This is a genomic window from Hymenobacter sp. DG25A (assembly GCF_001280305.1).
In the GTDB taxonomy this organism is placed as follows: Bacteria; Bacteroidota; Bacteroidia; order Cytophagales; family Hymenobacteraceae; genus Hymenobacter.
This window is the reverse complement of the sequence record NZ_CP012623.1, coordinates 458265-476330: the sequence shown is the minus strand read 5'-3', so window position 1 is coordinate 476330 and position 18066 is coordinate 458265. Positions and strand designations below refer to the sequence as shown.

The window sequence follows — 18066 nt, the reverse complement described above, 5'->3', positions numbered from 1 at the left end:
TGTTGCTGGCAGGGCTCCTGGGCTCTGCCAGCAGCTGCGGCACGGACTATGCCCAGCTGCCTACTTTCTCTGCGGAGCGCAAGCTGTTACAGGTTGTAGTAGAGGTACCAGCCGGCACCAACCATCTGCAGTACTTTGATCCGGCTACGCAGCAGTTTCGGGCGGTGCACCGCGCAGGCTTGGAGCAAGTAGTAGAGTTCCTTCCCTGCCCGGGCAACCAGGGCTTTATTCCCGGCACCCGGCCGGCGGGGTCAGAATTGCCCATGCAGGCCTTAGTGCTGGCAGAAACCCAGCCGCAGGGCACTGTACTGGAGGTGTTACCCTTGGCGCTGCTTACTATTGATGACAATGGCACGATGAAGAATATTGTCATAGCCACTCCTGCCCGCCCCAGTCAGCAGATTTTGCCCAAAGTGGAGTCCTGGCAAGACCTAACGACGAACTATCCTAGCGTGCGGGAAATGGTGCGCCAGTGGTTTCAGCACCAGGGCCGGGCCGGCGAAATCCGAATAGTAAGCTGGAAAGATGAACGGGCGGCAGAGCAGGCTGTGAAAGGCGCTATGTAAATCACAATCAGTATCAAGCACAAATAGAAAGCCCCGGCAGATAGCTGACGGGGCTTTTTATATAAGAGAAAGGCGTTGCGAAACGACTACTCGATTTTGTTCATGCGCTCTTTCACGGCTTCCAGAGCCACACGCATGTTAACAATATCGGCGCGGGCCGCTTCCTGCTCTTTCAGGTTCATGTCAATCTGGTTGTTGTACTGCTGCAGTTCGGCAGCGTTCTGCACCAGCTGCTGCTGAATTTCCAGTTTCTTCACCTTGTTCTTCTCGATGTCCTTACGGATGGCGTCGGACTTGGCAATAACCGTGTTGTGGTTGTTCTGCGAAGCTACCAGTGCCTTTTCGGCTTCAGCTACCTGCAGGGCCAGATCTTCGCGGTACAGCATGCGGGCGAAATCCTTCAGGTACTGCTCGCTCGACTTCCACTGTACGGGGGTAGCCTCTTTGCTCAGGTAAGCGTTGCCCAAGTCAATAGACCACCAAACGGTAGTACCGGTTGGCGTAGCGTCCACTTTGCTGATAATGCGGATTGGCGTCTTGGAAATCGACTCCACTACTACACCATCCATCGTGTAAACGCCTTTATCAGCTTTTACCTTACCGATTTTCTCGGTAATCCATTTTTGCCATGAATCCTCAACCCGCTTGCTGTCGAGCTGAATGGTTACCCGCTGGCCTTTACGCGGGATGCCTTTGATAGCCATTTCCGTTTCGTCCACCGGCGACTTCTGAGCATAGCCAGTCACCGTCAGTACAAACATCAACAGCAGGGTTAAGAGTATGCCTGGTTTCATAGATGAGAGTGTTGAAAAGTAGTTAAATGCAATAGGTTAGGGTGGAGCCAGTGGAGGCAAACCGACTCATCAAATTTAACCATAGGTTAGGCATTTCCTTCTGCCACCCTTCTCTTTTTTTTACATTTTGTTGATTTTATTATATAAACACAATCATATCTTTTATACATTACATTAATCAAAGAATCCTAGCGTTTAACGCCATAAATTCTTCTCTCTTGTCCAAACATTAGCAACCTCTAGGAGTTAAAAGGCGACTATGAAAGTTACCGTTTGCCGAAAAGAGCACTTTAATGCAGCCCACCGATTGTACAATCCGGCCTGGACGGATGAGCGCAATGCGGAGGTATTTGGCCCTTGTGCCAATGTGAATTACCACGGGCACAATTACGAACTGGTGGTGCGCGTAACCGGTGAGATAGATCCGGACACGGGCTACGTGTATGACATGAAGCGCCTGAGCTCCCTGATTAAAAGCGAGATTCTGGATACCTTTGACCACCGAAATTTGAACCTGGATATTGCTGATTTCCGCAGCCTGATTCCAACGGCCGAAAATATGGCCGTGGTCATCTGGCAACGCCTACGTCCGCACCTGGCAGCCCCCCTGGGCTTATCGGTCACCCTGTTCGAGACCGAGCGCAACTTTGTTGAATACCATGGATAACTCCGTGCCCGGCCATGAGGCCGACGCCCACCTGCCTTTAGACCTGCGGACTCCGCTGCGGCCTGATGCCTTCGCGCTGTCCGATCAGGAGAAAATTGCCGCCATTGAACCCCATTTTCGGGAAATCATGACCCTTCTGGGGCTTGATCTGACCGACGACAGCCTGAGCGGTACGCCGCGGCGGGTAGCTAAAATGTATGTGCAGGAGTGGTTCCGGGGGCTTAACCCGGAGCACCAGCCGGAGGTGCGGCTGTTTGAAAACCGCTACCACTACCACCAAATGCTGGTAGAGCGCGACATTACGCTGTTTTCCTGCTGTGAGCACCACTTTGTGCCCATCATTGGGAAGGCACACGTGGCGTACATGCCGGGAGAGAAGGTGGTGGGTCTGTCTAAGCTGAACCGCGTAGTGCAGTACTATGCGCGCCGCCCCCAGGTGCAGGAGCGCCTCACGCGCCAGATTGCCGAGGAGCTAAAGCACGCCCTGCATACCAATGATGTGGCGGTGCTGATTGAAGCCGACCACTTGTGCGTGATGAGCCGGGGGGTGAACGATACCAGCAGCAGCACCATTACGGCCGAATACTCCGGCATTTTCTTGCAGCAGGAACACTATCGGACTGAGTTTCTGCGTCTCATCGGTAAATAAGAAATACGCCAAGTAGGTTTTTGGTTGTAGCTTGCGCGCCCAATTTCCTACCCAGCTTCCGGCCCATGCCTAATAGCACAAATGAATCGGCCCGCAAAGTTCTCATTGCGGGCGGCACTGGTCTGATTGGCACGCGCCTAAGCGAAATGCTGATTGACGCGGGCTATGACGTGGCCCATGTGAGTCGCCAGAGCGGCGCCTCGCACTACCGGCGCTTCCGCTGGGATTTGCGCGCCAAAACCATCGACGAAGCCGCCGTTCCCTACGCCGACTATATCATTAATCTGGCCGGCTCCAGCGTTTCGGATGGAAAGTGGACGGATGAGCGCAAGCGCGATATTATGGAAAGCCGCCTGGGCGGCACCAACCTGCTGGTACGGGAGCTGCGCGAGCGGCCCAACCATGTGCGGGCATTTATCTCCGCCTCTGCTATTGGTATCTATGGTGATGCCGGCGACAAAATTGTAAACGAAGAAACGCCCCCGGCCTCTTCCAAAGACTTTCTGGCTGATGTGGCCCACCAGTGGGAACTGGCCGCCGAGCAGGCGGCTACGCTGGGCGTGCGGACCGTTATTTCGCGCATTGGCATTGTGCTAAGCGACCAGGGCGGTGCCCTGCCGTCTATGGCCCGGCCCGTGAAGCTCATGGCCGGCGCGCCGCTGGGCTCGGGCCAGCAGTTTATGTCCTGGATTCACCTAGATGACCTTTGCCGCCTGATTATTCAGATGATGGAGGAAGGCCATTGGGAGGGCACCTACAATGCCGTAGCGCCTAACCCGGTGCGCAACAAGGAATTCACCCAGATGCTGGCCGACGTCATGCACCGGCCGCTGGTGCTGCCCAAAGTGCCCGAGTTTGGCCTGAAGCTGATGATGGGCGAAATGAGTGAAATTGTGCTGGCCTCGCAGCGGGTTAGCGCGGAGAAAATCCTGCACGAAGGCTTCACTTTTGAGTACCCGCATCTGCATGAAGCCCTGGAGTCGTTTTACGGCGAGGATGAATAGATTCCCGGCTGAAAATCTTTAGCCGCCCATCCAACTAGAATTAAAAAGCCCCGGACGTTAGCTCAACGTCCAGGGCTTTTTGCTTTTGCGGAAGCTGCTGCCTATAAGCTATCCGGCACGGCCACTGCCCCGCTGTTTATTTGCTCCAGCAGGTTGTCTACCACAATGCTGTCCACCGGCTCGGCGCGTTTGGGGCGGGGCTCCTCGGTATAGCAAACGTACTTCTTGGAAATCTTGACGGTAGGCTTGGGGAAAGGTCCCATGGTGATGTCCAGGTTCCGGTCCTGGTAGAGCTTTTCCATGTAGGTGCCAAAGATGGGCAGGGCCATGCGGCCGCCTTCGCCCTGTTGCGAGCGGAAGAAGTGGATGCTGCGGTCTTCGCCGCCCACCCACACGCCGGTTACCAGGTCTTTGGTGACGCCCATGTACCAGCCATCGGAATAGTTGGAGGTGGTACCGGTTTTGCCGCCTATCTGGTTGTTCTTTTTCCAGAGCTCATAATCCCAAAGCCCCTGCGAGGTTCCACCGGGCTCGTCCATGCCGCCGCGCAGCATATAGAGCATCAGCCAGGCCGTTTCGGCCGGAATCACGCGTTTCTGCACGGGGTCAAACTGCTTGATGACGTTGCCGTTGCGGTCCTCGATGCGCGTAATGTACATGGGCTCGGTGCGGAAGCCGGTATTCACGAAGGTGCTGTAAGCCCCCACCATCTCATACACATTCACATCACCGGCCGAGCCCAGGCCTATGCTGGGCACGGGCAGCAACGTGCTTTGTATACCCACTTTATGGGCATATTTTACCACGTTTTCCCAGCCCACCAATTCTGTTAGCTGAGCTGTGACGGAGTTAATGGAACGGGCCATGGCGGTACGTAACGTCATGTTGATGCCGGTGTACTCGCGCGTTACGTTATCGGGCTTCCACTCCATGTCCTGGCCGTTTTCCACGTACTTGATGGTCACGTGCTGGTCCCGGATACGGTCGCAGGGCGAGTAGCCATTATCAATGGCGGTGAGATACACGAAGGGCTTGAAAGTGGAGCCGGCCTGGCGCTTGCCCTGCTTCACGTGGTCGTACTTAAAGAAGCGGAAGTTGATGCCGCCCACCCAAGCCTTCACGTGCCCGCTGAAGGGGTCCATGGTCATCATGCCCGCGTGCAGGAAGTGCTTGTAGTACGCCAGCGAGTCGAGCGGGGAAAGCACCAGCGTGGTGTCACCGTCGCCCTTCCAGGTAAATACCTTCATGGGGCGCTTGTGGTGCAGGGCGGAGTCCAGCAGATCAGGGCGGCCTTTGTAGCGGGCGGCCAGTAGCTTGTACTGGTCGGTGCGCTTCATCTGGTTTTCGATGAAGTTGGGAATCTCCTTGCCATCCTCATCCACCCAGGGGTTGGAGCCCCGGTTGCGCCAGAAGTTATCGAAGGAGCGCTGCAGGGCCTTCATGCGGCTCTGCAGGGCCTCTTCGGCGTGGGCCTGCATGCGGGAGTCGATGGTGGTGTAAATCTTTAGGCCGTCGCGGTACATATCGTAGCCGTTCTTCTCGCACCATTTATTTACAAACTGACTCACAGCCCCGCGGAAATAATTTTCCGGCCCGTCTACGTGCCGCTCTACCTGGTATCGTAGCGAAATGGGCCGCTGCTGCAGCATTTTTACACTATCAGCGGAGAGGTAGCCAGCCTGGCCCATGCGCTCCAGCACCAGATTGCGGCGGCGCAGGGCGGCCTCGGGGTGAAAGCGGGCATTGTAGGTAGTAGGTGCATTTACGGCCCCGATCAGCATGGCTGCTTCTTCGGGCTTGAGGCTATCGGGCGAGGTGCTGAAGAACGTTTTGGCGGCTACTTTAATGCCGAAGGAGCTGGAGCCGTAGTCCACGGTATTGAGGTACATCCGCAGAATTTCTTCCTTGGTGTAGCGCTTTTCCAGCTCCACAGCCGTCAGCCATTCCTTGGTTTTGCTGATGACGGTGCTTACAACCGGAATATAGCCCAGCAGTCCGCGCGTTTCGCCGCGGCGGGTTTTGTACAGGTTTTTGGCCAACTGCTGCGTAATGGTGCTGCCCCCACGCTTATCTCCCTGCACCACGGCATATACTGTTCCCAGCAGTGCCTGGGCATCAATGCCGGAGTGCTTATAGTAGCGCACGTCCTCGGTGGCAATGAGGGCCTTCACGAGCATGGGCGACATTTTGCTGTAGGGCACGGGCACGCGGTTTTCGCGAAAGTACCGGCCTATCATTACCCCATCAGAAGTATACAGCTCCGAGGCTTGCTCCACTTTGGGGTTTTCCAACTCCTCCAGGCTCGGCGACTTGCCAAAAAGGAACAGAAAGTTGGTACTGACCAGAATAGGATACAGCAGAAACACCCCCAGCCCGACCACAAACGCACCCCAGATAGCACGGGTCAGAATATTGGGCCAGCGCCGCCGGGGAACTGTTTGAGCAGGGGATTTAGACGAATTGGAAGCGGACATGCAGCGCGTGTTGGGACCAAGACAGAACCAATGCCTGACGTTGGGAAAGCAAATATACCAGTTAGCAGCGGCTCAGCGGTGCGCTAACTCTGCGGAACGGCCGTAAGGTAGTCAGCGCGTTCAATGTGCGCGGGAATCCGTTATTTGCCTGTTCAGCTTTTCTCTGCCCGTGCGCCTTCGCCTTCAGCTATTCGAATTTGAGGATTTACCCTGGTTTCCGGCCCCGGTCCGGGCCGGAATGATGGATTATCTGCGCTTCATGATAAGCCTGCTGCGCACCTATCAGCCCATTGTGCCTTTGCTGCAGGAAGCCTTACAAAAAACCGGGCAGCAGCACATTGTAGAGCTTTGCGCTGGCGCCGGAGGTGGCACTGAAGGCATTCTACAAACCCTGCGCACCAGCGGCCAGCCTGATCTAAATATCACCCTTACTGATTTGTACCCCCAGCCAGCGGCCTGGGAGCTGCTGCAAGAGCGAACCCAAGGTGGCCTGCGCTACCAGCCCACGGCCATTGATGCCACCCACGTTCCGGCCGCGCTAACGGGCTTCCGCACCGTTTTCTCTGCTTTCCACCACTTCCCTCCTGCCGTAGCCGAGGCTATTCTGGCCGATGCCGTGCGCCAGGGAACCGGTATTGGCGTGTTTGAAGGCGCCGGCAAGCACTGGCTGGAAATACTGCTGGCCTGGACGGTTCTGCCCATCGCGCAGCTGCTCATCACCCCCTTTATCCTGCCGTTTCGCCTTAGCCGGCTCGTGTTTACCTACCTGATTCCTCTGATTCCCTTGTGTACCATCTGGGACGGCACGGTTTCCATTCTGCGCATGTACCCCCCCGATGCCCTGCTGGCGCTGGCCCACCAGGCCGATCCGGCCGGCCGGTTTCAGTGGCGGGCCGGTAAGGTGCGGCATAGCTGGGGACCGGAGGTTACGTATCTGGTGGGCTGGCCCGTTTAGCCTTTTTTCCTGTTATCTGTTCGAGCTTATATGGCCTTTGCCGCTTACCGCCGCGTTTTCCCACTGCTGCGCATTCCGTTTTCTGTTTATCTGATGCCCGTATTCTGGTTTGGGCTGAGCGCCTTGCGCGAGCCCTTAAGCCTGTGGCGGGCGGTGGGCGTGTTTGTGGTGCTGCACGTGCTGGCCTATCCAGCCTCCAACGGCTACAATTCCTATTACGACCGGGACGAAGGCAGCATCGGCGGCCTCCGCCAGCCGCCCAAAGTGGCACCTGAGCTGCTGCACCTGGTCTGGCTGTTTGATGTGCTGGCCATTGTGGGCGCCAGCCTGCTGTCGGTAGCATTTGCAGGCTGGGTGGCGGTGTATCTGCTTATCTCGAAGGCCTACAGCTACGAAGGTATCCGGCTGAAAAAATACCCTATCATCAGCACGCTGGTGGTGGTGTTATTTCAGGGGGCTTTCACTTTCCTGATGACGCAGGTAGGCGTTGGCGCACCGGCGGCGGCCATCCAGGCCCCCGACAACCTGCTGCTGGCCCTGGTCAGCACCCTCTTTCTGTGTGGCTCCTACCCGCTCACGCAGGTGTATCAGCACCAGGAAGACCGCCAGCGCGGCGACCAGACTCTGAGCCTGCTGCTGGGGATACGGGGTACTTTTGTGTTTGCCGCTCTGGGGCTGCTGGCCGGCGCCGCAGTATTGGCCGCTGCTTACATTAAGCGCGAGGAAACCCAGAACCTGCTGCTTTTCCTGGTAGCTACCGGCCCGGTGGTCTGGCTGTTCAGCCGCTGGGTATGGCAGGTATGGCGCAACCCCGCCGCCGCCGACTTTGAGCATACGATGCGCATGAACCAGGTATCTTCCCTGTGCCTCAGCGCAGCTTTTGTGGCCATGCTGCTTTTCCGGCATTACCACTTGCTGCGCTTTTAAGTCGAAATTCAACAGGAGAATAATTGCGTCCGTATGAAGGGCTTCACCTACCCTCCTACTGCTATGCGGCTCTTACTCTCTCTGTTGATAATTAGTAGCTTGATGACCCTAGGTGCCTGTAAGGGCCCCACCAAGGAGCAATTAGAAACCGCGGAAAAGCCTTCCGCCAGTGCCGCACAAACGGCTGCTACGGAACCGATGGATACGCTGCGGCCTCTTGGCGTGACTGCTCAGGCTGATACACTACAACAGGTACAGAAGCTACACGAGTTTTCTCAGGTGGGAAAGCCCGATAAGTTTACGTTGGTGCTACGGGGTAAAACGCTGCTTACCGGCGAGCTAACCTTTACCATTGCCAGCGGAGCCGATAACCGGGTCATATTCCGCGAAACGTTTCCGGTTTCCGATCTGGAAGCGGCTATGGTGTATGAGATGAAAACCCCAACGGCTACCCCGGCTGAGCGCGAAGCCTATGTGCGCAAGCGGCTGCAGGAGTTTTTTGCCGACAAAAACTTTGTACAGCCGGCTATTGGCCCCCGGGATACCTACCAGCCCGGCACCACCCTGGACCAGGCAGCCTGGCAGGAATTACACAGCCGTAAGGACGCTGTAGGCTTTGTTTATCTTCTGGGCAAGGAAGACCGTCGCAAAATTGCCTGGTCGCCTATGCGCCAGCAGGTAGTGCAGGTTGCCAGCTATGGCGGCTAGCCGGGGTCGGGCAGCCTAATTCTTACCCGATTCTTCGGCGGCCTGTTGCAAAGCCTGCTCTACTCCTTCGGCCAAAACTGCATAAGGCTGGTAGCCGCGGGCCACTACGTACCCTTGATTCCCTTCCCGCAAGAGTATCGTTGGAAATCCCTGAATGCCCATACGGGCAATGGCGGCAAACTCCTGGCGCACAGTCTGGGCAGTTTGCGGGTCTTCAAAGCGCCTTCTAAACTCCGGCACATCCAGCCCAAACCGGCCAACTAAGGCCTCATAGGTTTTCGGGTCGTTCATATCCTGTCCTTCCTGAAACCAGGCCAGCTGCAGGGCATGGGCAAAATCAAGGGGCTGTTGCGCAGGGGCCAGCTGCCGAAACACCGATAGTGCCCGGCTTGGTGGCTCCGAATCCTGCACCCGTTTGCCTTCCTCGCCTACCTGCCAAAACGCCGCCCCAAACGCAACCCCGGTAGCCTGCTCTATCTGACGCGCGGCCGACCGGATAGCGGGCCACTCTTCGCCAATAGGCCCTGCCTGCTCTCCGGTCAGCATGCCGCCGCTCAAAACCGAAACCTGCAGACGGCCCAAAAAGTCCTGCTGAATCTGCTGGATGACGGGCGTAGTGCCGTAACACCACCCACACAGCGGGTCATAGAGGTAAAGCAGTTCGGGCAGATCAGGAATAGTTGCTTCCATGGTTCAGACTGGTACGTATTGGCCTGCACGTTTTGCTATTGCACGTTCAGGCTAAATCTATATTTAAGAATTTTCACTACAGCAAAGGGCCCGTATGCTAGCATACGGGCCCTTTGCTGTAGTGAAATGAATTACCGTTAGCCATTCATGGACACCAGGAACTCGTCGTTGTCGCGGGTGCCTTTCATCCGGTCCTTCAGGAATTCCATGGCCTCGGCGGGCGTCATGTCCGACATGAACTTGCGGAGTACCCAGATGCGGCTGAGCTCGTCTTTGCTCATCAGCAGGTCTTCGCGGCGGGTGCCGGAAGCAGGTACATCGATGGCGGGGAAGATGCGGCGGTTGGCCAGCTTGCGGTCCAGTTGCAGTTCCATGTTGCCGGTGCCTTTGAATTCCTCGAAGATTACCTCGTCCATTTTAGAGCCGGTATCAATCAGGGCCGTGGCAATGATGGTGAGCGAGCCGCCGTCTTCCACGTTGCGGGCCGCGCCAAAGAAGCGCTTAGGCTTGTGCAGGGCGTTGGCATCAACACCACCCGAGAGGATTTTACCGGAAGCCGGCTGCACCGTGTTATAGGCTCGGGCCAGGCGGGTAATGGAGTCCAGCAGAATTACCACATCGTGGCCGCATTCTACCAGGCGCTTGGCCTTATCCAGCGCAATGCTGGCAATTTTCACGTGGCGGTCGGCGGTTTCGTCGAAGGTGGAGCTGAGCACCTCGGCTTTTACCGAGCGGGCCATATCCGTTACTTCTTCCGGGCGCTCATCAATCAGCAGAATAATGAGATAAACTTCGGGGTGATTCTCGGAAATGGCGTTGGCAATTTCCTGCAGCAACACCGTTTTACCAGTTTTGGGCTGGGCCACAATCAAACCACGCTGGCCTTTGCCGATGGGCGCAAACAGGTCCAGAATGCGGGTGCTATACTGGTTGGATTTCGTGGAAAGCTTCAGGCGCTCCTCAGCAAAAAGCGGCGTGAGGTGGTTGAACGGTACCCGGTCCCGCACTTCATCTACTGTGCGGCCATTGACCAGCTCCACGCTCACCAGCGCGTAGTATTTTTCACCTTCGCGGGGCGGACGAATGGTGCATTTCACCGTGTCGCCGGCTTTCAGGGCAAACTGCTTTACCTGCTGCGGGGCCACGTAAATATCATCGGGCGAGGCGAGGTAGTTATAGAAAGGACTGCGCAGGAAGCCGTAGCCACCATCGGGCATCATTTCCAGGGTACCTTCACCCGGGATGGTGATATCGAAATCGGGACGGGTGCGCTGAGGCTGGTTTGGGCTGGGGGCCTGGCCCGGAGCGGCTACCTCTCCTACCGGGCGGTTGCGCTCCTCGCGGCGCTGCTGGTCCCGGGCAAACCGGTCTTCGCGGCGCTGCTGGTCGCGCTGCTCCCGGTCGCGCAGGGGGCGTGGCTGCTGATCGTCGCGCAAGGGGCGCTGCTCACGGGTAGCCTCGCGGGAGAATTCTCCACGCGGGGCATCGGTGCGGAACTCGCGGGGGCCCTGCTGCTGGTCACGGCCCCGGTCCCGGTCGCGGGGAACATCGCGCAGCCGGTCGCCGCGGCCAGGCTGGGGAATAATCACCGCGCCCGGCGAAGGCATAGGAATCCCCGGTGCTGCTGGCGCTACGGCGGCTACTGCCGGGGCTTCTACTACCTCTGTTACCAATGTTTCGGCGGCCGGCTCAGCCGGAGCCGATACTACAGCCGGAGCTTCCGGCAGCACAACGGAATCCGGCACGTCCAGAGCCACGGCATCTACAGGAACCAAGTCACCATTGAGGGCCTGCACACCACGCGGGGCGCGCTCTTGCCCACGAGCCCGGCGCTCCGGCCGCTGGTAGGGCTTAATGGGGCGAACGGTGGCATCAATCTGAGTGGCTTCATTGGTAGATTCCGTGCCGGAAACAGCCTCTACGGCGGGCGCTTCTACCGGCTGCATAGCGGCCGGGGCTTCCTCTACTTCTGCTGCCACAACTGCGGCAGGAGCACTTTTGCTTGCTTTTGGGCTGCTTGGCTTGGTCTTTTGCGGGAGTTGCTCCAGCGGCGTTACAGCTTGCTGATCTAGAATCTTATAGACTAGATCCTGCTTGCTGAGTTTCTTAAAGTTTCCAACCTTCAACTCTTCAGCAATTTCTTTAAGCTCAGAAAGCAGGCGGTCTTTTAACTCGTCAATAGTGTACATAGAGTAAACTGGAAGGGGGGGAAACGCGCGGCGCAACGTCGTGAACCGGACAGCACAAACCAATCGGAGGCACCAACGGCCGGCCGTGAGACGGCGCGCAACTACTGGAAAGTCTAAACGAAGGGTGGATTTTATAAACGGGAAGGTGCTGGCAAAAAACGGACCGTACGCACAGCAAAAAAAGTACCCGCGGGCCCGGCATCAGCTACCGGCTTATTAGCGCAATGTTAGCGTAATACGCTTGAACTACCAAATTGGATATCGGAATTTTAGCCCCTATCCTTGCCCTATCTATCGATTAGCAGAACAGACGGCGGACTACTCCCAGGGGAAGATAGTGAAAAGCCCGCGTATCCGGTTGTTCTCCCTACTTTTGTCCTGTTCCAATTCGCGTTTTCTGCCTTATGCTGCAAGTTTCCGTTCTGAAAGAGCACCCCGAAGCGGTGCTGGCCGGGCTGGCTAAAAAACACTATACAACCGCCGAAGCCGATGTGCAGGCCATTCTGGCGCTGGACCAGCGCCGCAAGGATCTGCAGACCGGTCACGACCAGGCCCAGGCCGAAGCCAACGAGCTGGCCCGCCAGATTGGTGGCCTGATGAAGTCCGGCAACAAAGCCGAGGCTGAAACGCTGAAAGCCCGCACCGCCGAGTTGAAGCAGCAGACCAAAGCTCACAGCGAGGAGCTGGCGGAGGTAGAAAAAGAGCTGCAGCAAATCCTGTATAAACTGCCTAACCTGCCCCACAGCAGCGTACCCGAAGGCCGCACGCCGGAGGAGAATGAAGTATTGCGCGAGGTGGGCCAGAAGCCGGACCTGCCCGCCTCGGCCAAGCCCCACTGGGAGCTAATTGAGCAGTACGACATCATAGACTTTGCGCTGGGCAATAAGATTACCGGCGCCGGCTTCCCCGTGTACAAAGGCCAGGGGGCCCGTTTGCAGCGTGCCCTTATCAACTTCTTTCTGGATGAAGCCCGCGAAGCCGGCTACACCGAAATTCAGCCGCCTATTCTGGTCAACGAGGCTTCCGGCTTCGGCACCGGCCAGCTGCCTGATAAGGAAGGCCAGATGTACCACGCCACCGCCGACGACCTGTACCTGATTCCGACGGCGGAGGTGCCCATTACTAACCTTTACCGCGACGAGATTATTGCGCCGGAGCGGCTGCCCATCCGCAATGCCGGCTACACGCCCTGTTTCCGCCGCGAGGCTGGCTCTTGGGGTGCCCACGTGCGCGGCCTCAACCGTCTGCACCAGTTTGATAAGGTGGAAATAGTGCAGATAGCTCACCCCGACCAGAGCTACGCCATTCTGGAGGAAATGCTGGCCCACATTGAAGGCCTGCTGCAGAAGCTGGAGCTCCCCTACCGCGTGCTGCGCCTCTGCGGCGGCGACATGAGCTTTACCTCCGCCCTTACTTATGACCTGGAAGTGTGGAGCGCCGCCCAGCAGCGCTGGCTGGAAGTAAGCTCCGCGTCTAACTTCGAAACCTACCAGGCCAACCGCCTGAAGCTGCGCTACCGCGCCGAAAACGGCAAGATGCAGCTGCTGCACACGCTGAACGGCTCGGCCCTGGCCCTGCCCCGCATTGTGGCGGCCCTGCTGGAAAACAACCAGACGGAAGAAGGCATTAAGCTCCCGGCGGTGCTGCATAGCTACTGCGGCTTCAGCCAGATTGGCTAGTCAGTCTTATTCCTTTACAAAAAGCCCCTGGTGCCAGCTGGCATCGGGGGCTTTTTGTATGTCAGCAGGAGCCTTAGTACTCTGCCATTTTGCTCATCTACATAGCACCAAGGTTCCTAACGCTGACAGGTGCGTGCAGAATGTCATTTTCAGTGGGCTTCAACGGATGGTTGATGCGCCGGAAGCAGGCAGGTCACTTTGCATGGCGGTGCTTTCTGATTTTTCATCATCCAGCACCGTGGTTATAATGCGCAGGGTACCGCTGGTAAGGGTTTTCTGTACGGGGCACTTTTCGGAAACCAATTGCAGGCGCTGCCGCTGCGTAGCGGTAAGTGGCCCCAACAGCCGGACTTCCTTGTGCACTTCATCCAACATATAGCCAGGCTCCTCACTATGCTCACAATCCTGCTCATGCACCCGCTGATGGCGCAGCCGTATTTCTATGGTTTCCAGGGGCCACTTCTTTTGGTTGGCGTACACGCGCAACGTAATGGCCGTACACGTACCCAGCGCCGATAACAGCATATCATACGGCGTGGGTCCTGTATCCTGGCCGCCCACTTCTACCGGCTCATCCACGAAAAAGGTATGGCGGCCGGCGCGCACATCGGCCAGCAGAGCGGTGGCTCGTACGTGCACCAGCACGGTAAATTCAGGCGGGGTCATGGGTAGGGGCTCAGGCACGGGGCATCTGCAGTTTGCGCATTAAAGCATCATTTTCCGGCTCAGAATAAGGGCCAAAGGCACTAACCAGCAAGCCCTTCACACCCTCCTCCGACTCTATGGCATATACAATGTCTTCATCACCGGGGTCAGAATTGCCTTCAAACCGATGAAACTCCCGCACCTGGAACTGCTCCGGATGCAGCCGCAGGTTCAGCCCTGAGCATACCAAGTGACCATCCTGAATATTGAAGTCTACCTGGTAGCCTCGTTTTTGCAGGTCGCGCACGGCCTGTAAAACGGTATCATAGTGTGGTGCAGCCATGGCCTGATTGCTTGGAGGATACCCCCTTAAGATAGCAGCTTTTCTCCTCTTTTGCCGCCCGGCCAGCAGCTACCCCACGCGGTTTTGAGAAGCCGGCGCCGCTGCTGCCGGAGCCGCAGGGAAAAACGGTTCAAACTGAATATCACGCATGCACTTGAAATGGCCGCGCGGGCATTTTTCATACCCAATTTTGGAGCACGGCCGGCACTCCAGCCCCGGCACCTCCAGTATATGGTATTTGGTGCGGTACGGATACATGCCGAAGGCGGGCACCGTGTTGCCCCACACACTGTAAATCTCCTTCTGAAAAGCCGCGGCAATATGCATCAGCCCGGTATCGTGGCTGATAACAAACTGCGCCTGCCGTACCAGAGAGGCCGATTGGTTCAACGAATACTGGCCGCAGGCGTTTAGAATTCGGGACTGGCTTTTCTCCGCGTCACGGTTCGAGAAATGCGCTTCCACCAGTTGCCCATTGGCGGCGTCTTCGGGCCCGCCCAGCAGCACAACCGGCTGGCGCAGCAAGGCACACAGTTCTATAATGCGCTCTACCGGCAGGCGCTTGGTGGCGTGCTGTGCTCCAATGGCAAAGGCTACATACCCCTGCTGAAAAGCGGCCGGCAGCGTGGTCAGGCTTACTTCCGCTTCAGCGGGAATAAAATAGTCCAGCCCCTGCCCATCATTGTGTACCCCCAGCGGCGCGGCGGCCGCTAGGTAGCGGTCCACAATATGCACCTGCGGCAGCGTGTTGATTTTCAGATTGACCAGCAGCCATTTCTGCCAGTTCAGCTTATCAAATGCCGCTGATTTTACACCCAACTGCAGCTTGATCAGGCTGGTGCGCAGGTTATTGTGCAGGTCCACGATGAAATCAAACTGCTCGACGCGCAGCTCCTGCACCAGTTCGCGGAGAGAGCTGTTGAGGTAGTGCGCCTTATCCACGTAGGGGTTGGCCTCCAGCAGGCTGCGGTAGCCGGGCTTGGTGGCAAAGTGCACCTCAGCCCCGGGCACCTGCTGCTTAATGGCCCGCACCACGGGCGTAGTCAGCACAATATCCCCGATGGAAGAAAAGCGCAGCACCAGAATTTTCATGCGCCTACCCAAACAGGGAATCCTTGAACTCCAGCGGTGCCTTAATGCCCGCCTTGCGCTTGGCAAAGTAAGCAGCTACTTCTTCCATTGATTTCGCATTGAAAGTCATTTCCTTAGTGAGCCCGCCCTTGCGGCCCATCATCACGCCGTAGCGCATATCGGCGTAGCCATCGGTGTGGTGGGCATCGGGGTTGATGCTGAGCTGCACGCCTTTCTCCAGCGCGTAATGTACCCAGCGCCAGTCCAGATCCAGCCGCCAGGGGTTGGAGTTGATTTCGATGATGACCCCGTGCGCGGCACAGGCATCAATAATGGCTTTATGGTTGATGGGGTACCCTTCGCGGCGCAGCAGCAGGCGGCCGGTGGGATGGCCCAGCATGGTGGTATAAGGGTTTTCAATAGCCCGCAACAGGCGCGTGGTAGCCTTTTGCTCGTCCATGCGCAGGTTGCTGTGCACGGAGGCCACTATGAAATCGAATGTATTGAGCACGGTAGGCGGATAATCCAGGGCGCCGTCGCTCAGAATATCACTCTCAATCCCTTTAAAAATGCGGAAGGGCGCCAGCTCCTGATTGAGCTGGTCTATTTCGCGGTGCTGCTGGCGCACCCGCTCCGGGCTGAGGCCATTGGCGTAATGCGCGGCCTGCGAATGGTCGCAGATACCGAGGTACTCATAGCCTTTATCGCGCAGGAAGGTGGCCATTTCCCGCAGGGAGTGGGCGCCGTCGGAATAAGTGCTGTGGTTGTGCAGGGAGCCGCGCAGGTCCTTTTCCTCCAGGAGTTTGGGCAGCTTATGTTCTTTGGCCAGGGCCAATTCGCCCAGGCCTTCCCGCATTTCGGGCTCTACGTACTGCAGGCCGGCCTTTTCATAGATGGCGGCTTCCTGATAAAACCGCTCCTTATTGATCAGCTGCCGCAGCGAGGCTGGCTGCCCCGGCGCGGTACCGGGCAGGGCTTCTGACAAGTGGGCTTCATTAGCGGAATGCAGAAAAAGCTCCTTCGTAAAATCTTCTTTGGACGTAAGCAGCACTTCCACCCGCACCCCGGAAGCGGCGGTGGTGCCCCGCCACGCAAACGGACCCGACTGCGCCGGGTCGGGCACGAGGCCTTCCAGCTTATCGAGCACCTGATGCGCTTTCCAGGGCTTATCGGTAGCGGCTATCAGCTGCACATTTTCTACTATTTCCAGACGGCGACGCACTTCCCCGGCTACGGCTACCTGCTCCGTATGCAGGGCCGTGCGCAGCTGCGCGGCCAGCTCGTCGGCCAGCTGCTCGGCCTGGGGGTAGAGCAGTTTACCCTGGCTTTGCTGGGTGAATTCCAGCGCCGCCAGAATGGTTTCCTGGGTTTTCTTGCCGAAGCCCTTGAGCTTGCTTACCTCGTCGCGCTCGGCAGCCTCGCGCAGCTGCTGGGGGCTTTCAATGCCCAGCTCCCGCCACAGGGCCCTGATTTTTTTAGGGCCGATGCCTTTCACCTTCAGCAGCTCTACTACGCCGGGAGGCGTGATGCTGAGCAGGCGCGTGAGCTCCTCAAACGAGCCGGTATCCAGCATTTCGGCTACGCGGGCGGCGGCGGTTTTGGAGAGGCCGGTGCGGTCGGGCAGGCCGGTGCGCTCTATATCCGCTACCGGAAAGCTCAGCTGCTCCAGCGCAGTGGCGGTGCCTTCATAGGCACGAATCTTAAAAGGATTTTCGTCGTGCAGCTCCATGAGCTGGGCGGCCAGCCGGAAGGCACGAATAAGAGCACGGTTATCCACGAAGTAGCAGCGCTAAAGGAATGAATCAGTAAACCCGAGGGACCGTAAAAGTACGGGAAAGCCACTGTCAAAGTCGTACTTTCGTTTACTGCTGTTCCGGTTCCTCTGCCTTTGCTTCCTGCTCTTATGCGTCTATTCTCCTTGCTTGCGTGCCTTTGCCTGCTTCTGATGGCTAATACCTGCACCCCGGATCCGCGCCGCGGCAACCCGGAGCTGCAGCTGCTGGAGCAGACGTGGCTGCACGCGCATGAGGAAGACCAGGGCAATGTGCACGTCTACCGGCCCAACACGTTTGCTTTTCCTCCTTCGCGGGGCCGTACGGGCATGGCCTTTGAGCACAACGGCCTGTTTACCCAATATGATATTGCCCCCACCGATGGCCTGGAAGGGCATAAAGGCCAGTGGCAGGCAGTAAAAGAAAATACGCTTCATATTTCCCTGGAGGACCACTCCCAGCCCGACTATACGCTGGAAATTGTTTCCCTGGAACCCGGACTATTGAAAGTGCGCCGGGTAGAGTAAACCCAACATCTACTGCTGGCAACCCGGCAGTAAGGGTCGCGCACCGCGCACCATTCCTTCCTTTTTCTGTCCTTCTCTGCTTGCCGCTGCCTAATAAGTCAGCGGCTTTCACCCGTTCAGCCAATATTATTTCGCTTCAACAGGGCCAGCATTATATCCCCACAAAAAACTTGTTATCAAATACTTAGTTTATCAAAACCCAGCCTTTGCGGTTGAATTAAGAGAGCCGGGGAATATTTTTTATTGCCTCATGCAACCTCCGGCGGTAACAGGGCCTCTTACCTCTGAGAACAGGCAGCCTGTGCGCAGGCAATTTGTTCCCGGCTAAGACTATAGAAGAATTGCGTGTGCAGCGTGTTCCTTGATATTGGGAATTGAGGAGTTTGGGAGACCCTGCCATGGGTAC

17 protein-coding genes are annotated in these 18066 nt (G+C 57.3%); 9 read left to right on the top strand and 8 right to left on the bottom strand.

What is annotated here, in order from left to right; all coding sequences use genetic code 11:
* Positions 1 to 2 precede the first annotated feature (2 nt).
* Positions 3 to 566 (top strand): inorganic diphosphatase, encoded by a 564-nt coding sequence (locus tag AM218_RS02035; protein ID WP_054411393.1) that lies wholly within the window; start codon positions 3 to 5, stop codon positions 564 to 566.
* Positions 567 to 652: 86 nt separating this feature from the next.
* Here AM218_RS02035 and AM218_RS02030 read toward each other — a convergent pair whose 3' ends face one another.
* Positions 653 to 1360: a hypothetical protein gene (locus tag AM218_RS02030; RefSeq protein ID WP_157547475.1), complete on the bottom strand. Its 708-nt coding sequence runs from the start codon at positions 1358 to 1360 to the stop codon at positions 653 to 655.
* Positions 1361 to 1619: 259 nt separating this feature from the next.
* On the opposite strand from AM218_RS02030, the gene AM218_RS02025 reads away from it, so the two are divergent.
* From AM218_RS02025 to AM218_RS02015, 3 genes are all read left to right on the top strand, one after another.
* Positions 1620 to 2027 carry a 6-pyruvoyl trahydropterin synthase family protein gene (locus AM218_RS02025; RefSeq protein WP_054411386.1) on the top strand — a complete coding sequence of 136 codons (408 nt, stop codon included), beginning with the start codon at positions 1620 to 1622 and terminating at the stop codon, positions 2025 to 2027.
* Complete coding sequence (gene folE, locus AM218_RS02020; RefSeq protein ID WP_054411383.1) at positions 2020 to 2676, top strand: GTP cyclohydrolase I FolE; 657 nt, start codon at positions 2020 to 2022, stop codon at positions 2674 to 2676. Before AM218_RS02025 ends, folE begins: the two co-directional genes overlap by 8 nt.
* A gap of 65 nt (positions 2677 to 2741) precedes the next feature.
* Positions 2742 to 3680: a TIGR01777 family oxidoreductase gene (locus AM218_RS02015; RefSeq protein ID WP_054411380.1), complete on the top strand. Its 939-nt coding sequence runs from the start codon at positions 2742 to 2744 to the stop codon at positions 3678 to 3680.
* A 101-nt stretch (positions 3681 to 3781) separates the two neighbouring features.
* On the opposite strand, the gene AM218_RS02010 is transcribed toward AM218_RS02015, so the two are convergent.
* Complete coding sequence (locus tag AM218_RS02010) at positions 3782 to 6154, bottom strand: transglycosylase domain-containing protein (protein ID WP_231717523.1); 2373 nt, start codon at positions 6152 to 6154, stop codon at positions 3782 to 3784.
* A gap of 169 nt (positions 6155 to 6323) precedes the next feature.
* Here AM218_RS02010 and AM218_RS02005 point away from each other — a divergent pair, with 169 nt between their 5' ends.
* The 3 genes from AM218_RS02005 to AM218_RS01995 all read left to right on the top strand — a co-directional run bounded on the left by AM218_RS02005 (position 6324) and on the right by AM218_RS01995 (position 8744).
* Entirely contained in the window at positions 6324 to 7109 is a 786-nt protein-coding gene (locus tag AM218_RS02005) for a class I SAM-dependent methyltransferase (RefSeq protein WP_157547474.1), read from the top strand.
* 30 nt (positions 7110 to 7139) lie between these two features.
* Positions 7140 to 8036, top strand: coding sequence for a UbiA family prenyltransferase (locus tag AM218_RS02000; protein WP_054411374.1), 897 nt, complete (start codon positions 7140 to 7142; stop codon positions 8034 to 8036).
* 102 nt (positions 8037 to 8138) lie between these two features.
* Positions 8139 to 8744: a hypothetical protein gene (locus AM218_RS01995; RefSeq protein ID WP_054411371.1), complete on the top strand. Its 606-nt coding sequence runs from the start codon at positions 8139 to 8141 to the stop codon at positions 8742 to 8744.
* 15 nt (positions 8745 to 8759) lie between these two features.
* On the opposite strand, the gene AM218_RS01990 is transcribed toward AM218_RS01995, so the two are convergent.
* Both AM218_RS01990 and rho read right to left on the bottom strand, forming a co-directional pair.
* Positions 8760 to 9434: a DsbA family protein gene (locus tag AM218_RS01990; RefSeq protein ID WP_054411368.1), complete on the bottom strand. Its 675-nt coding sequence runs from the start codon at positions 9432 to 9434 to the stop codon at positions 8760 to 8762.
* Positions 9435 to 9571: 137 nt separating this feature from the next.
* Positions 9572 to 11623 carry a transcription termination factor Rho gene (gene rho, locus AM218_RS01985; protein ID WP_054411365.1) on the bottom strand — a complete coding sequence of 684 codons (2052 nt, stop codon included), beginning with the start codon at positions 11621 to 11623 and terminating at the stop codon, positions 9572 to 9574.
* 404 nt (positions 11624 to 12027) lie between these two features.
* Here rho and serS point away from each other — a divergent pair, with 404 nt between their 5' ends.
* The gene (gene serS, locus AM218_RS01980) at positions 12028 to 13302 is read left to right on the top strand and encodes a serine--tRNA ligase (protein WP_054411363.1); all 1275 of its coding nucleotides are present in this window, start codon (positions 12028 to 12030) and stop codon (positions 13300 to 13302) included.
* Between the two features lie 159 nt (positions 13303 to 13461).
* On the opposite strand, the gene AM218_RS01975 is transcribed toward serS, so the two are convergent.
* The 4 genes from AM218_RS01975 to AM218_RS01960 all read right to left on the bottom strand — a co-directional run bounded on the left by AM218_RS01975 (position 13462) and on the right by AM218_RS01960 (position 17138).
* A complete protein-coding gene (locus AM218_RS01975) occupies positions 13462 to 13968 on the bottom strand; it encodes an OsmC family protein (RefSeq protein ID WP_071843667.1) in 507 nt (168 codons plus the stop codon).
* 10 nt (positions 13969 to 13978) lie between these two features.
* Positions 13979 to 14290, bottom strand: coding sequence for a hypothetical protein (locus AM218_RS01970; RefSeq protein WP_054411360.1), 312 nt, complete (start codon positions 14288 to 14290; stop codon positions 13979 to 13981).
* A gap of 69 nt (positions 14291 to 14359) precedes the next feature.
* Positions 14360 to 15382, bottom strand: a complete 1023-nt coding sequence (locus AM218_RS01965) for a glycosyltransferase family 9 protein (protein WP_054411358.1) — start codon at positions 15380 to 15382, stop codon at positions 14360 to 14362.
* A gap of 4 nt (positions 15383 to 15386) precedes the next feature.
* Entirely contained in the window at positions 15387 to 17138 is a 1752-nt protein-coding gene (locus AM218_RS01960; RefSeq protein WP_054411356.1) for a DNA polymerase/3'-5' exonuclease PolX, read from the bottom strand.
* Positions 17139 to 17306: 168 nt separating this feature from the next.
* On the opposite strand from AM218_RS01960, the gene AM218_RS01955 reads away from it, so the two are divergent.
* Positions 17307 to 17660, top strand: a complete 354-nt coding sequence (locus tag AM218_RS01955) for a hypothetical protein (RefSeq protein WP_231717522.1) — start codon at positions 17307 to 17309, stop codon at positions 17658 to 17660.
* Positions 17661 to 18066: the final 406 nt, after the last annotated feature.